The 14,737-nt window shown below is 72.8% G+C and carries 13 protein-coding genes; 6 read left to right on the forward strand and 7 right to left on the reverse strand.

Annotation, left to right across the window (positions count from 1 at the left end; all coding sequences use genetic code 11):
• Positions 1 to 36: 36 nt before the first annotated feature.
• The 6 genes from ACIBEC_RS17825 to ACIBEC_RS17850 all read left to right on the forward strand — a co-directional run bounded on the left by ACIBEC_RS17825 (position 37) and on the right by ACIBEC_RS17850 (position 4,850).
• Entirely contained in the window at positions 37 to 807 is a 771-nt protein-coding gene (locus ACIBEC_RS17825; RefSeq protein WP_360493076.1) for a HipA family kinase, read from the forward strand.
• A complete protein-coding gene (locus tag ACIBEC_RS17830) occupies positions 804 to 1,199 on the forward strand; it encodes a DUF3037 domain-containing protein (protein WP_360493078.1) in 396 nt (131 codons plus the stop codon). The genes ACIBEC_RS17825 and ACIBEC_RS17830 overlap by 4 nt, the downstream gene beginning before the upstream one ends.
• Positions 1,200 to 1,317: 118 nt before the next feature.
• On the forward strand, positions 1,318 to 2,061 hold the full coding sequence (locus tag ACIBEC_RS17835) for a TetR/AcrR family transcriptional regulator (protein ID WP_360493081.1): 744 nt from the start codon (positions 1,318 to 1,320) through the stop codon (positions 2,059 to 2,061).
• Positions 2,058 to 3,761 (forward strand): MFS transporter, encoded by a 1,704-nt coding sequence (locus ACIBEC_RS17840; RefSeq protein WP_360493084.1) that lies wholly within the window; start codon positions 2,058 to 2,060, stop codon positions 3,759 to 3,761. Before ACIBEC_RS17835 ends, ACIBEC_RS17840 begins: the two co-directional genes overlap by 4 nt.
• 142 nt (positions 3,762 to 3,903) lie before the next feature.
• Complete coding sequence (locus ACIBEC_RS17845; RefSeq protein WP_360493087.1) at positions 3,904 to 4,236, forward strand: DUF6204 family protein; 333 nt, start codon at positions 3,904 to 3,906, stop codon at positions 4,234 to 4,236.
• A 68-nt stretch (positions 4,237 to 4,304) separates the two neighbouring features.
• Positions 4,305 to 4,850: a DUF2087 domain-containing protein gene (locus tag ACIBEC_RS17850; protein ID WP_360493090.1), complete on the forward strand. Its 546-nt coding sequence runs from the start codon at positions 4,305 to 4,307 to the stop codon at positions 4,848 to 4,850.
• Positions 4,851 to 4,932: 82 nt separating this feature from the next.
• Here ACIBEC_RS17850 and ACIBEC_RS17855 read toward each other — a convergent pair whose 3' ends face one another.
• The 7 genes from ACIBEC_RS17855 to ACIBEC_RS17885 form a co-directional block, all read right to left on the reverse strand.
• Entirely contained in the window at positions 4,933 to 6,282 is a 1,350-nt protein-coding gene (locus tag ACIBEC_RS17855) for an acyltransferase domain-containing protein (protein ID WP_360493093.1), read from the reverse strand.
• A 59-nt stretch (positions 6,283 to 6,341) separates the two neighbouring features.
• Entirely contained in the window at positions 6,342 to 7,301 is a 960-nt protein-coding gene (locus ACIBEC_RS17860) for a class I SAM-dependent methyltransferase (protein ID WP_360493096.1), read from the reverse strand.
• A 31-nt stretch (positions 7,302 to 7,332) separates the two neighbouring features.
• A complete protein-coding gene (panD, locus tag ACIBEC_RS17865) occupies positions 7,333 to 7,749 on the reverse strand; it encodes an aspartate 1-decarboxylase (protein WP_360493574.1) in 417 nt (138 codons plus the stop codon).
• A 14-nt stretch (positions 7,750 to 7,763) separates the two neighbouring features.
• Positions 7,764 to 8,978 carry a cytochrome P450 gene (locus tag ACIBEC_RS17870; RefSeq protein WP_360493098.1) on the reverse strand — a complete coding sequence of 405 codons (1,215 nt, stop codon included), beginning with the start codon at positions 8,976 to 8,978 and terminating at the stop codon, positions 7,764 to 7,766.
• Complete coding sequence (locus ACIBEC_RS17875; RefSeq protein ID WP_360493101.1) at positions 8,978 to 10,264, reverse strand: cytochrome P450; 1,287 nt, start codon at positions 10,262 to 10,264, stop codon at positions 8,978 to 8,980. The genes ACIBEC_RS17870 and ACIBEC_RS17875 overlap by 1 nt, the downstream gene beginning before the upstream one ends.
• A 104-nt stretch (positions 10,265 to 10,368) precedes the next feature.
• Positions 10,369 to 13,713 (reverse strand): ACP S-malonyltransferase, encoded by a 3,345-nt coding sequence (gene fabD / locus ACIBEC_RS17880; RefSeq protein WP_360493103.1) that lies wholly within the window; start codon positions 13,711 to 13,713, stop codon positions 10,369 to 10,371.
• A 2-nt stretch (positions 13,714 to 13,715) separates the two neighbouring features.
• Positions 13,716 to 14,717 (reverse strand): methyltransferase, encoded by a 1,002-nt coding sequence (locus tag ACIBEC_RS17885; protein ID WP_360493106.1) that lies wholly within the window; start codon positions 14,715 to 14,717, stop codon positions 13,716 to 13,718.
• Positions 14,718 to 14,737: the final 20 nt, after the last annotated feature.

Here is a 14,737-nt window from a genome sequence, read left to right on the forward strand (position 1 = left end):
TTGGAGCACACCACCGCCCCCAGTAGGGTGCCCAGCATGTTACGGAACGTGAAAGGCACGCAGTACGTGACCGCCCTGCGCGAGGGCGGCTCACTACCCGGCATCGTCGAGGCCGACAACGACGGCACCTATGTGGTCAAGTTCAGGGGGGCCGGTCAGGGCAGCGCGGCCCTGGTCGCGGAGGTCGTGTGCGGCGAGCTCGGACGGCGCCTGGGCATCCGGGTTCCCGAGCTGGTCCTCCTCGACATAGACCCCGAACTGGCCCGCCGCGAGGCGGACCAGGAGGTCCAGGCCCTGTTGCTGGCGAGCACCGGCCAGAACCTGGGCATGGACTTCCTGCCCGGCTCGGTGAACTACGACGGCATCAAGTGGCAGCCGCCGGCCGAGGAGGCCGCCCGGATCTACTGGCTGGACGCGCTGACGGCCAACGTGGACCGCACCTGGTCCAACCCCAACCTGCTGATCTGGCACCGGCAGCTGTGGGCGATCGACCATGGCGCCGCGCTGATCTTCCAGCACTCGTGGCCGGCCGTGGACGCCTGGGCCAACCGCAAGTACCCGATGGACTCGCACGTCCTGAGCGAGCCGGTGTCCGAGGTCTCCGACGCGAAGCTCCGGGACCTGGACGCCGAACTGGCGGCCCTGGTGACCCGCGAGACCGTCGAGGAGGTCGTCGGGATGGTGCCCGACCACTTCCTCCTGGGCATGAACTCCGCGAACGGCCTCGAACCCGACGTGCTGCGGGAGCGCTACTGCGACTACCTCACGGCCCGTTGCGCCGGCGAGCGCGACTGGTGGCCGGCATGAGCACTGAGACGACCCCGTCCATCGGATTCGACTACGCGCTGCTGTACGCCGTTCCCCGCGTCGACCGCGGCGAGCGGATCAACGTCGGCGCGCTGCTGTACTGCAAGGAGGCCGACTACCTCGGCGCCGCGATCCACCTCGACGAGACGCGGCTGCGCGCCCTCGACCCCGAGGTCGACGTCGTGGCCGTCACGGGGGCCCTGGAGGCGATCCGCGCGATCTGCACCGGCGACCGGGCCGCCGGCCCCGCCGCCGGCGGCACCGCCCGGACCCGCTTCGGCTGGCTCACCGCGCCGCGCAGCGCGATCGTCCAGCCCAGCCCGGTGCACGGCGGCATCACCGCCGACCCGGCCGCGGAACTGGACCGGCTGATGCGCCGTTTCGTGCACTGACCTCGGGATTCGCCCCACCGGTCGCCCTCGGGCTGCCGTCGCCTCCCCCGGGAGGCGGCGGCAGCCCTTCGTCGTTCCGGAATCCATTTCAGATACATAGCCGTATTGGGATACAGTCTTGTATCCGACGGCGCATCAGGAGGCGATCACCATCACCAGGCGGCTCACCCGGCAGCAGAGCCGGGAACTCACCCGCGAGCAGCTGCTGCAGGCCGCGGCCGAACTCTTCGCCGAGCACGGTGTCAGCGGCACCTCGGTCGAACAGATCGTCGAGCGCGCCGGCTACACCCGCGGCGCGTTCTACGGCAACTTCGAGGGCAAGCACGAGCTCGTCCTGGCCCTGCTGGAGCAACGCACCCAGCGCGAGCTCGAGGAGATACAGGAGCTCAGCCGCGACGCCGGGTCGTTCGACGACCTGATGGACCACATGCGCTCCTGGTACCGCCGGCGCGACGAGACCCTCGGCAGCTGGCTCGCCCTGCGCACCGAGCTCTGGCTCTACGGCCTGCGCGACCCGAAGCTCCTGCCGGTGCTCGCCGACCGCGAGCGGCGTTCGCGCGCCGCGCTCGCCCAGGCGCTGGAACAGGGCTTCGCCGACCGCTCGGTGGCCCCCCCGGCCCCGGTCGAGTTCCTGGCCCTCGTCGTGCACTCGTTGGGCGACGGCCTGTCCATCCAGCGCGTGATCTCCCCCGAGGACAGCGACATCGACACCGTCGCGAACGCCATCGAACTGCTGATGCGCTCGTGGAGCGCGCTCGCCCGGAACCCCGCGCCCGCCAACGAAGCCTCCCGCCCGTCCCCCGGGCATCCGACCGACAAGAGCCGGATGCCACCGATCGAGAAGCCGGAGAAGAACCCATGAGCAGCAAGGCTGGGCAGGCGGCGCAGCCGACCGCCGAACCGCCTGTCGCCTCCGACGCCCCCACGCCGGACCCGAAGCGGTGGCTCGCGCTGGCCGTCCTGCTGGTCGCCACCTTCATGGACCTGCTGGACGTCAACATCGTCACCGTGGCGATCCCGACCATCCAGGGCGACCTCGGCGCGTCGGCCGTCGTCGTCCAGGCGGTGACCGCCGGCTACACCCTGGCGTTCGCGGCCATCCTGATCACCGGTGGCAGGCTCGGCGACATCTTCGGCCGCAAGCGGATGTTCATGACCGGCGTCGCCGGGTTCGTGGTGTCCTCCGCCCTCTGCGCGGCCGCGCAGAACTCCGAGATGCTGGTCGCCGCCCGCATCCTCCAGGGCATGACCGCCGCGATCATGGTTCCGCAGGTCCTGGCGGTCATCCACGTCACCTTCGACCCGAAGGAGATCGGCCGCGTCGTCAGCCTGTACGCGGGCATGATCGGCCTGGCCATCGTCGCCGCCCCGATCCTCGGCGGCGCCCTGGTCGACTGGAGCCCGTTCGACCTCGGCTGGCGCGCCATCTTCGTGGTCAACCTGCCGGTCGGCATCGCCGCCCTGGTCGGGGCCTCGAAGTGGATGAGGGAGTCGAAGTCCCCGCACGCGATGCGGCTGGACCTGATCGGCATGCTGCTCGCGATCGTCGGCCTGCTCCTGCTGATGCTGCCGCTCATGCTCGGCCGTGAGCTCGACTGGCCCGCCTGGAGCATCACCTGCCTGTTCGGCGCCGCGCCCGTCCTCGTCGGCTTCGTCTTCTACGAGCGGCACAAGACCCGCAAGGACGGGTCCCCGCTGGTGATCCTCTCGCTGTTCCAGGTCCGCGCGTTCGGCGCCGGCGTCGCGGCGCAGATGCTCTTCAGCGCCGTGCCGGCGGGCTTCTTCCTCAGCTGGACGCTCTACCTCCAGGGCGGCCTGGGCTGGTCGGCGCTGCACACCGGTCTGACCGCGATCCCGTTCTCGCTCGGGGTCCCGATCGTCGGCACCATCGCGGTGCGCACGCTCTACCCCCGGTACGGCCGGTACACCCTGGTGGCGGGCGCCGTGGCGATGATGCTCGGCGTCGGCTCCTACGCCTGGGTCGCGAACCACGCCGGGAGCGAGATCACCTCCTGGCACGCCGTCCCGTCCATGCTCCTGCTCGGCTCCGGCATGGGTCTGCTGATGGCCCCGCTGACCGGTCTGATCCTGCGCGAGGTCAAGCCGCAGGAGGCCGGCGCGGCGTCCGGCATCATCAACGCGACCGGCCAGCTCGGCGCGGCCCTCGGCGTGGCGATCATCGGCGGTGTCTTCTTCTCCGCCCTGGCGAGCAACGCGGGCCCGCAGGCCGACAAGGTCATCCCGACCGTCCAGGCGGTGGCACCGGCCCAGGCCGGGGCGATCCGCGCCTGCGCGACCGACTCGCTCGGCCAGCCCGACCTGACCAAGGTGCCCGAGAGCTGCACCACGCTGCTCGCGAGCACGTCGGGCAGCAGCCAGGACGCCGGTTCCGGCGCCGACGCCAAGACGGTCGGCAGCACCCTGAACGAGATCCGCTCCAAGACCTTCATCGCCACCTACAGCGAGGCGCTGTACTGGGCGGCCGGCGGTCTGGTGCTGGTCACCGGCCTGCTGTTCCTGCTGCCGCACCGGACGCACCGGCCGGAGAAGCAGCAGGCGTGAGCCTCGGCGACCGAAGGGGTGTTCGCCCCCGACTGTTAGGCTGACCTGCTGCCCTGTCACCGACTGACGCGCGGTCAACTCCACCGCGAGGGCCCGTGGAACGCGGGCCGGTGACCGAACCCACACCTGGAGAAGCACAGTTATGAGCGGTACGACCTACCAGGTCATCACCCACGGCAAGTTCGCCGAGCTCACGGACGAACAGCGGGCTTCCCTGGTCGCCCAGGCCGGCGAGCACGACCTGTTCAAGGCCCGGTTCACCGAGGAGGGCACTGTCACGTACGAGCCCGCCCTGCTCACCTTCACGTTCCGCGTCCTCATCCCGGCGACCGACGACGACACCGAGGACCTCGTGCTGGGCCAGGCCGAGGAGCTGGCCGCGGCCGCCATCCACAAGCTCGGGGGCACCTACCGGGACCTCCGGTCGGTCTCCACCGACCTGTCCAAGATCAAGGTCAAGCGCAAGGGCCGCTGACCCCCGGATGGGACCCGGCCCGTGCCGGGCGCACGGGCCGGCAGGCTTCGGAAAGGATGCGTTCTCTCATGACACCCGAACAACTCGCCATCGACCTGGGCGATCCGGTACTGCGCCGGGTGTTCTCGGCGCTCGCCCTCGGCGCGACGACCTCCTCGGAGATCCTCTCCGCCTCGGGGCTCGCCGCACCGCAGGCCGCCAAGGCCATCGGACAGCTGGTCCGCAGCGGGCTGCTCGTCCAGGGCCGCGGCTCGCTGGCCTTGGACGAGGCCTCCCTCGCCGAGGCCGCGGAGACCGCCGCCCGGCGGGTGGCCGAGGAGATGGCGGCCGACCAGCCCGACCCGCAGCTGCGCGGGCACATCCGCGGCGGCATCCTGGTCGACGTGCCGGAGCAGGACGACGCGAGGCTCGCGGTGCTCGGGCACATCGCCGGGAGCACCTTCGCCGCCGGCGACGACTACGACGAGCGCGCGGTGACCGACCGCCTGCAGCCCTGGTGCGAGGGTGGCGTGCTGGACGCCGTCTCGCTGCGGCGCGCCCTCGTCGACGACGGGCTGCTGGCCCGTGAGTCCAACCGCTACCGGCTCGCCGCCCCCGTGGGCAGCGCCGGATGAAGACCGGCGGAAGGCCCCGCACCCGGAACGCGGGGCCTTCCGCCTCTTTCCCCTCCGGGCCCGTCGAGCGGACCCGGCCCCCTCAGATCCCGGCCGGCACCGGCCTCGGCCGGCGCACCGCGTCCAGCACGGCCGCCTGGTACGGCGTCAGCGCCGACGCGGACCCGGCGGGCGGGAACAGCGCCGACCAGTCCGGCCGGAACCCGCACTGATGGAGCGCGCCCAGCGAGTCGAGCACCGAGCGGCGCTCGGCCCGCCGACGGCCGGAGGGCAGCAGGCGACCGGCCCGCTCCCCGTGCTCCAGCGTCTGCCGGATCGGGCTGAGCAGCACCGGGTGGGTGCTGACCTCGACGAACACCTCGTGGCCGGCTGCGTGGAGCCCCTCCACCGCGGCGGCGAGCCGGACCGGCTCCCGCAGGTTGCGCATCCAGTAGCCGGCGCCGAGTTCGGTGCCGGGCACCGGCTCGGCCGTGACCGTCGAGTACATCGGCACCCGCGTCGGAACCGGCCGCAGCGAGCGCAGCGCGGCCCTCAGGTCGTCCCGCAGCTCGTCGACGTAGTGGCTGTGCGAGGCCACCGTGCCCTTGATCACCCGGCAGTAGACGTCCCGCCGCTCCAACTCCTCGACCAGCGCGGCGAGTGAGTCCGCGTCACCGGCCAGGACCGTCGAGCGGGGGCTGTTCTCCCCGGCGACGCTGATCCGGCCGCCGCTGGCCGCGGCCACCGCGTGGGCCTCGGCGGGCGGCAGCTCCGTGGTCGCCAGCGCCCCCTTGCCGACGATCCGCCGCAGCAGTCCGCTGCGCCGGCAGGCGATTATCAGGGTGTCCCGCAGGGACAGCGCCCCGGCGGTGTACGCGGCGGCGATCTCCCCCATGCTGTGGCCGACCACCGCGTCCGGCGTCACGCCCCAGCTGCGCCAGAGCGCCACCAGGGCGATCTGCAGGGACACCATGGTCGGCTGCAGGACGTCGATCTCCCCCAGCCTGGACGCCGTGTTGTCCAGGCCGATCTGCTCCACGACGGAGAAGCCGGCGAACTCCCGGACCTCCCGGTCGCAGCGGTGCAGGGCCTCGCGGAACACCGGTTCGGTGGCGAGCAGTTCGCACCCCATCCCGTACCACTGGGCGCCCTGGCCGGCGAACACGAACACCAGCCCGGAGGGCCGGTCGGGGGCGGCCTCGGGGAGGCTCCCGCCGCCCTCCGCCGTGCTCGACCCGTCGAGCCGCTCGGAGAGCTGCCCGGCGAGTTCCTCGTACGACTCGACGGCGAAGGCGACCCGGTACGGGCCGGCGGAGCCGGTCGCGGCGACCCGGCAGTAGTGGGCCAGCGGTGGCAGGTCGCGCCCGTCCAGGATCCGGGCCCGGTGGGCGAACAGCACCGCCCGGAGCCGGTCCCCGGTGTCGGCGGCGACGGCGAACAGCCGTGCGTTCACGTCTCCCTCTCTCGGTCCGGGTGGCGGGGCGCCGGGAGCCGGCGCCCCGCCGGACGGTGTCATCGGCGGACGGCGATCTGGTGGCGGTAGCTCTCCATCGGCAGCCCGCTCATCCACGGCACCACGCCGATCCGGCTGAGCGCCCGGATCGTGGAGTTCGGCTGGTAGCCGGCGAACATGCCGCCGAACATCAGGATCTGGCTGTGCGCCACGATCTGGCGCATCAGCGGGTTGAGCCGCTGGCGCTCCAGCTTCTTGCGGAAGTGGCTGCCCTGCGCCATCCGCCGCCGCACCGCCGCGCGGACCTCGGCGGAGATGTCGTGGTCGGTGGTCCACTCCAGCCCGTCGATCTCCGCGGCGGTCTTGCGCATCGCCGTGTACCGCTGGCGGGTGAACACGTCGATGTGGCTGAGGTGGCCGCCCGGGCGCAGCACCCGCTCGACCTCGCGCAGGAACTTGCCGAGGTCGGGATAGGTGTGCGAGCTCTCGATGTTGACGAGCACGTCCACCGAGGCGTCCTCGAAGGGGAGTTCCTCGGCGTCGCCGTGGACGAACCGCAGGCCGCTCCCCCGGGCGAGGGTGGCGTTGGCCCGGGTGATCGCCCTGGGCGACAGGTCGAGGCCGGTCATCCGGGCCTCGGGGACGATCCTGGAGAGGAAGTTCAGGCCCGCCCCGATGCCGCAGCCGACCTCCAGGACGTCCCGGCCGGCCAGGTCGTCGAGCTCGACCGGGAGGTCGCGCAGGGCGAGGAAGTACAGCTGCTCGCTGAAGCCGTCGGTCCACGGCTCGCCGAACCCGGGCAGCAGGGCCCGGATCTCCTCGGCGATCCTGGCGTCGTACATGCCCCAGTTCCACAGGTCGCCCTCACCGGAGAGGGTGGCGGCCATGTCGTAGATGGTGGCGCTGGCCTTCTTCATCCCGGCGGCCTTCTCGCCCTGGCGGGGCGCGCTGGACTCGTCGAGGTTGATGTCCTTGAGGCCGCTGGTGAAGGCGGTCATGATCTCGGGAGTGGCAGTCATGTGCGTTCTCCGGGAGCCGGGTCGGGGGCGCTCACGCGCTGACGGTGTCGCCGCGGACCAGGCCGAAGCCCTCGGGCACGTCGGCCGGGTCGCCGCCGGTGGTGAGGGGCCGGTTGTCCGCGTCGACGAACACGACGCTGGGTTCGTACGAGCGGGCGCGCTCCTCGGTCATCGAGGCGTAGGCGATGATGATGACCGTGTCGCCGGGGCTGATGAGCCGGGCGGCGGCGCCATTGATGCCGATGATCCCGCTGTCCGCCTCGCCCTCGATGACGTAGGTGCTCAGGCGGGCGCCGTTGTCGACGTCGACGACGTCGACCTTCTCGCCGGGCCAGAGGTTCGCGGCCTTCATCAGGGTGGCGTCGATGGTGATCGAGCCGACGTAGTGCAGGTCCGCCTGTCGCACCGTCGCTCGGTGGATCTTGGACTTGAGCATTTCGCGGAACAGCATGGTCTCCCCGTTCACCAGGTCACCGGCAGCTCGTGGACGCCGTAGATGATCATCTCCGCGCGGGTGCGGATCTCCTCGGCCGGGACGGCGAGGCGCAGCTCGGGCAGTCGGGCGGCGAGGCGCTCGAAGGCGATCCGCAGCTCCAGCCGGGCGAACTGCTGCCCGACACACTGGTGGATGCCGTAGCCGAAGGCCAGGTGCGGCACCGACTCCCGGGTGATGTCCAGCCGGTCCGGGTCGGCGCAGAGCGCGGGGTCGCGGTTGGCCGCGGCGAGCGACATCGAGACCGCGTCGCCGGCCGCCATCCGGTGCCCGTCGAACTCCAGGTCCTCGCCGGCCGCGCGGATCGAGCCACCGTGGACGACCGTCAGGTAGCGCAGCAGTTCCTCGACGGCCTTCGGGGCCAGCCCCTCCGGGTCGGCGGCCAGCGCGGCGTACTGCTCCGGGTGTTCGAGCAGCGCGAACGTCCCCAGGCCGATCATGTTGAGGCTGGTGTCGTAACCGGCGACGAGCAGCACGCTGCCGATCGTGGCAAGTTCCTCGTCGTTGAGCTCGCCCCCCGCGACGAGCGTGCCGAGCATGTCGTCGGCGGGCTCGGCACGCTTCGTCTGGACCAGCCGGGCCAGCGCGGCGCCGATGTTCTGCCAGCCCGCGATCGCCTCCTCGGCGCTGGAGTGCACGGTGAACAGCGCCTGGATGGCCTTGCCGAACTCCTCGCGCTGGTCGGCCGGCACGCCGAGCAGCTCGCAGATCGCGGCGACGGCCACCGGCTCGGCGAACGCCTCGACCAGGTCGACCGGCCCCCCGTGGGCGACCATCGCGTCGAGGTGGTGGTCCACCAGCTCGGTCATCCACGGTTCCAGCGTCCGGGTGCGGCGGGCCGAGAACCACGAGGCGACCTGGCGCCGGTAGCGGGTGTGCTCCGGCGGGTCCATCGCGGTGAACATGCCCGGCGGGATCGCCATGCGGGAGGAGGCCATCGGCAGCGGGATGGGCGAGCGCAGGATCTCCCCGCGCGAGCTCATCCGGCGCTCCGTCAGCAGTCGGCGGACCTCGTCGTAGCCGGTGACCAGCCAGCCGATGTGCCCGTCCGGGAACACCATCCGGGCGATCGGGTGCTCCGCGCGCAGTTCCGCGAGCCCCACGGCCGGGTCGAAGGGACAACTGCCTCGGCGCATCGGATGGCCGTCGACGGTGGGGATGGGGGTGGGGGTGGCGTCGCTCATCACTTCTCTTCCTCCGGTGACAGCAGCACCGGGAACCGTTGCATGGCCAGCAGGTAGCGCGGCGCGATCTCCGCCGGGTCGACGGCCGGCCGCAGGTCGGGGAACCGGTCGAACAGGCTGGTCAGGGCGATCTCACCCTCGATGAGGGCCAGGCTGCCTCCCAGGCAGTAGTGGGCACCGCGGCCGAAGCCCAGGTGCGGGTTGTGCTCGCGGGTGAGGTCCAGGCGCTCCGGGTGCTCGAACTCCTCCGGGTCGCGGTTGGCGGCCGCCAGCACCACCTGGATGGCCTCGCCCGGCTGCACCGTCACCCCGCCGATCTCGACCGGCTCGGTGGCGAAGCGGCGGAAGGTGTGCTTCACCGGCGCGGTGTGGCGCACCAGTTCGGCCACCGCGCGGTCGCCGATCGCGGGGTTCTCCTTGAACAGCCGCAGCTGGTCGGGGTGCTGGAGGAGGGTGAGGGCACCGAGCGCGATGAGGTTGCGGACGGTCTCGTGGCCGGCCTGCACCAGGACCATGGCCAGCGCCACCAGCTCGTCGTCGTTCAGCCGCTCGCTGTCGTCCTCCTGCGCCTCGACGAGCTCGGAGATCAGGTCGTCCCTGGGCTCGGCCCGGCGGGCGTCGATCAGCTTGCGGGTCACGTCGGCCATGCCGCGCACGGCCGGGGCGAACTGCTCCGGGTTGGGCCGCAGGGCCTGGGCCAGCGTCTCGCTCCACTCGCGCCACTGCTCGCGGTACTCCTCGTCCACGCCGAGCAGTTCGCAGATGACGATGATGGCCAGCGGGTGGGCGTAGTGCGCGATCAGGTCGGGCTCGGGCTCGGCCGCCAGGCCGTCCAGCAGGCGCTCGGCCACGCGGGCGATCGCCGGGGACAGCGCCTGCATCCGGCGCGCGGACAGCGCCCGGGTGACGAGCCGGCGCACCCGCATATGGTCGGCGCCGTCCATGGTCAGCAGGGTCGAGTCGAACATGTCGACGATGTCCTCGGGGACGCCCCGGCTGAGCATGCTCTGCCGGTGCGAGTCGCCCGGCGGGCGGCTGCGCAGGGTCGGCTCGCCCAGGACGTTCCTGACGTCCTGGTAGCCGGTGGCCACCCAGATGTCGCTGCCGTCGGCGAACTTGCCGCGGCAGACCGGACGGGGGGCCGAGAGCCAGCGCTCCCCCGCCGCGGGGTCGGTGATGAACGCCGGGTCGGACAGGTCGAACTCGCTGGCGAGCGGGTCCGGTCCGCTGGTCCCGGCGGGTTCGTCGGCGTCGTGCGGGTGCTCGGGCACGGCGGTGTCGGTCATGGGGTCAGCTCGCTCCTCGTTCAGCGTTTCGATCGGGCCGGGGCAGGCGGCCGGGGCGGCGCGGCAGGTCGGACGACCGGCGCGGCGCGGTGGATGGCGGCCGGTCAGGCGGCCGCGGCGGTGTCGGTGCCGACGGCGGCGGCCTCGGCCATCAGGCGGTCGGCCAGTTCGTCGGCGTGGCGGTCCCGCCAGTCGCGCAGCGGGGTGTGCTCCAGCCAGCGGTTGCACGCGCCCAGCGCCGGGCCGCAGGGGATCTGGTAGTCGGCGACCCGGTCCGGTGCGCCCTCGATGGCCCAGGCACTGGCCTGCGCGCAGTACCAGCGGAAGACCAGCGCCATCCGCCGCTTGGGGTCGGTGCCGGGTTCGGCGGCGCGGCCGAGCCGCGCGTACACCTCGTCGAACGGGGCGCCGAGGTAGTCGCGCTCCACCTTGGCGCGCACCGCGGCGGGCACGGCGTCCCAGGAGTCGTGGTTGCGCCACAGGTCGTAGAGCTTGGTCGCCCTGGCGTGGAACAGCACGCCGCGGCGGAACACCCGGGCACGGCCGCCGAGTTCGAACAGGCCGCCGTACGGCGCGAACGCCGTGTCGTGCACGTCGGCCTGCTGCAGCAGGTCCTTGGCTGCCGGGCTGATCCCGCTCTCGGCCGTGCACAGGTTGACCGAGCCGGTGAGGACGAAGTCGGCGCCGAGGACGAAGGCCGCGGCAGCCGACTCCGGTGCGCCGATGCCGCCGCCGGCGCCGATCCGCACGGCCCGCGCGACTCCCCCGAGCTCCGAGCGCAGTCGGCGCAGCGAGGGCAGCAGTGCCCACAGCGCCGCCAGGTCGGAGTGGTCGCCGGCGTCGCCGACCGCGCAGACGTCGTCCGCCAGCGCGACGCGCTCGCCGGCCGCCGCCTCCTCGGCGGTGAGCAGCCCCTCGGCCACCAGCTGCCGCGCGAGCGCGGCGGGCGGCGGCGAGAGGAACAGGCGCGCCGCGTCCGGGCGGGTCACCTTGGCCAGTAGCTTGCGGGGCACGTGGACGGTGCCGTCCGGCAGCACCCGGGCGCCGGTGAGGCGGTGCCGCACCAGGGCGGGCGTCACCTCGACGTGCGTCGCGGCCTCCACGAACCGGACGTCGTGCCGGATCAGCACGTCGACCAGCTCGTCCTCCGCTCCCGGGTCGAAGGGGTCGTGCGTGACGTTGACGCCGAACGGCGCGCCGGCCGGGGTGAGGTCCCGGATCCGGGCCACCGCCGCGCCCACCTCGGCCGCGGGGAGTCCGGCGGCGCCGAAGAAGGAGAGCAGGCCGGCCCGCGCCATCCGGGCGACCAGGTCCACCGAGCCGATACCGAGGCGCATCCCGCCCGCGGCGTAGGCGAGGCGGACCCCGTAGTCACGGCGGAAGGCCGCCGACCCCAGCTCCCCGGGGCCCCGGACGGCCTGCGCCGTCGCGGCCGGCAGCCTTGCGGCCCGGTCGTCCGCGGTCGCAAGCCCCGCGGCCGGGAACCCCGTGCTCGGGAGCCCTGCCGCCGGGAACCCCGCGGCCGAGAGCTCCGCGGCCGGGAGCGGGGTGGCCTCGGTCCGGATCCGGTCGATCAGCTTGGTCAGCACCTGCCCGGGGCCGAGCTCCCGCACCCGGAACCCGCCCAGAGCCATGAGCAGCCGGATGCTGTCCGTCCAGCGGACCGGCGAGACGATCTGCCGGCGGAGCGTGGCGGCCACCTCGCCCGCCCGGTAGGGCCTGGCCTCGACGTTGCCGATCACCGGGATCTTGGGCGCGGCGAAGGTGGTGGCGTCCAGCAGCCGTCCGAACTCCTCGGCGGCCCGCGCCATGTAGCGGCTGTGGAACGGCGCGCTGACGTTGAGCGGTGCGCAGCGGGCGCCCGCCTCCTTCAGCAGCGGCAGCGCCCGGTTGACGGCCTCCACCGGGCCGGCGATCACCGTCTGGGTGGGCGCGTTGTCGTTGGCGAGGTCGAGCTCGTCGAGGGCGTGGTCCCGGAGCACCTGCCGGACGAGCCCGGCGTCGACGCCGGAGACCGCGGCCATCGTGCCGCCGGTGACCTCGCCCATCAGCCGGCCGCGCTCGGCGACCAGCCGCAGCCCGGTCTCGAAGTCGTACACCCCCGCGGCGAACAGGGCGACGAACTCCCCGAGGCTGTGGCCGAGGACGTAGTCGGGCAGCCGGCCGCCCTCCTGCACGGCCGCCAGCCAGGTGAGCGCGTTGACGACGTACAGCGCGGGCTGGGTGTAGCGGGTGTCGCGCAGGTTGCGGCCCGGGTCCTCCAGGCACAGTTCACGGACGGAGTAGCCGAGCACGGCGTCGGCCCGGGCCACCAGGTCGGGGAACCGGTCGAACACCTCCCGGCCCATGCCCTTGGCCTGCGCCCCCTGCCCGGGGAAGACCCAGACGTCGAGCGTCCCCGGGTCGGCGTCGAGCGGCTTCGCGTCGCCGGCGGGTCGGGCGGGCACTGCCGTCGGAGCGGTCACGGGTGTCACCTCGGTTCGTCGTGCGGGGGTGGCGAGCGCGGGGCGTGCGTCGAGCACGGCCCGGTGGAGCACCTCCTCGCGGGCGTACGGGGACAGCAGCGGCATGACCCGGGACGAGCTGCCCTTCGGCAGGGCCGCGCGCACCAGGTTGGCCATCGAGCCGGACGGACCGAGGTCCAGGAAGAGCAAGTCGTCCCGGGCCAGCAGCGGGCCGAGCGCCCTCGTCAGGTCGAACGGGTCGCGCAGCACCCGCCAGAGGTGGGTCGGGTCGATCATCTGCACGGCCGTCCCGGTGGTTCCGGAGATCAGCGGCGTCGTCGCGGGCCTGGTGGTCAGCGAGCCGACCAGGTCCTTGAAGGCGCCCTCCATCGGGTCAATCAGCGGTGAGTGGAAGGGGTAGAGCACGGGCAGCCGCTGGCAGAGCGTGCCGGAGGCCTGGAGGTGGCGCTCGATCCGGTCCAGCTCCCCGGCCGTCGAGGCGAGGACGAAGTTCTCCGGCGAGTTCACCGCGGCCACGTGCGCCCGGGCGAGGACGGGGTCCCGCCGGGCGAGGCCGACGTCGGCGAGCACCGCGAGCATGCCCCCGCGGGGGCACTCCGCCTCGAAGAGCTCCACCTGCCGCAGCAGGGAGGTCAGGCACTCCTCGGGGTCGACGATGCCGGCCACCGCGGCCGCCGCGACCTCGCCCAGACTGGCGCCTAGCACCGCCGCCGGCTCGAAGCCGTACGAGCGCAGCATCCGCGCCAGGGCGTACTCGACCATGAAGATGGCCGGCTGGGTCAGCGACAGCCGCGTCATCGGCCGCTCGGGCCCGTGGTCGCCGCCGTGGATGGCGGCGACCACGGAGTCGCCCCGGGTGTCGCGGACGACGGCGTCCAGGGAGTCGAGGGTGTCCCGGAACACGGCGTCGGCCCCGTAGAGCCACTTGCCCATGCCGTGGTACTGGGAGCCCTGACCCGCGAAGAGGAAGACCGGTGTGAGCATGGTCAGGAGGCGCGCAGGGCGGCTTCGAGGACCTTGTGACCGGTGGGCAGCTGGGTCACCGACTCGACGGTGAAGCCGCCCTCCTCCAGGGCCCGGCGCATCGCCGGCTCGTCAAGGCCGAGGGTGCCCTCGTCGCACGCCACCGCCTGGAACATCGCGCGCCAGCCGTCGATGTCGTTCTCCACCAGCGGCTCCAGCACGAGCAGCCGGGCGTCGGCCGGGCTCTCGGCCATCGCGGTGGCGATGGTCCGCAGGATGCGCACGCAGTTGTCGTACGTCCAGTCGTGCAGCACGTTCTTCAGCAGGTAGCGGTCGGCCCCGGCGGGGACGGACGCGAAGAAGTCGCTCGGCACGTAGCTGATCCGGTCGAGCACCTCCTGGTCGCGGACCCGGCCGAGGGCGGCCGTGCCGCGGCTGCAGACGCTGGCCCGGTCGGCGACGACGCCGTTGAGCCCGGGGTTGGCGGCGAGGATGCCCGGGAGCAGGCCGCCGCTGCCGCCGCCGACGTCGACGACGGTCTTGGCACCGGTGAAGTCGTGCTGCTGGACCAGGCAGTGGGCGACCGGCGCGGCCAGGTCGATCATGCCCTGGTCGAACAGCTCGGCGGTCTCCGGGTGGGTCTCCAGGTACTCGTACAGCGACTCCCCGAACACCTCCTGGAAGCCGGAGCGGCCGGTCTTGACGGTGTGCATCAGGCCGGCGAAGGCGTCGTCGTACAGCTCGGCGGAGAGGATCGCGAAGTGGCGCTGGGTGAACGGGTGGTCGGCCCGCAGCGGCGCGTAGGCCTCGGCGAGCCTGAACTTCTCGCCGTCGCGCTCCAGGATGCCCGGCACGGTGAGCATCTGCAGCAGGCGGTACAGCACGTCGGGGTCGGTCTCGGTGCGCTCGGCCAGCTCGGCCGCGGTCATCGACCCGTCGGCGAGGATGTCCGCGATCTCCAGTCGGGCGGCGACGGCCAACGCGCGGGCGAACCAGCCGCTGACGGCCAGCTTGAGGATCTCCATGGGTTGTGGCTCCTTCGAGG

The sequence above is a fragment of the Kitasatospora sp. NPDC051164 genome (assembly GCF_044455625.1).
Lineage (GTDB): Bacteria > Actinomycetota > Actinomycetes > Streptomycetales > Streptomycetaceae > Kitasatospora.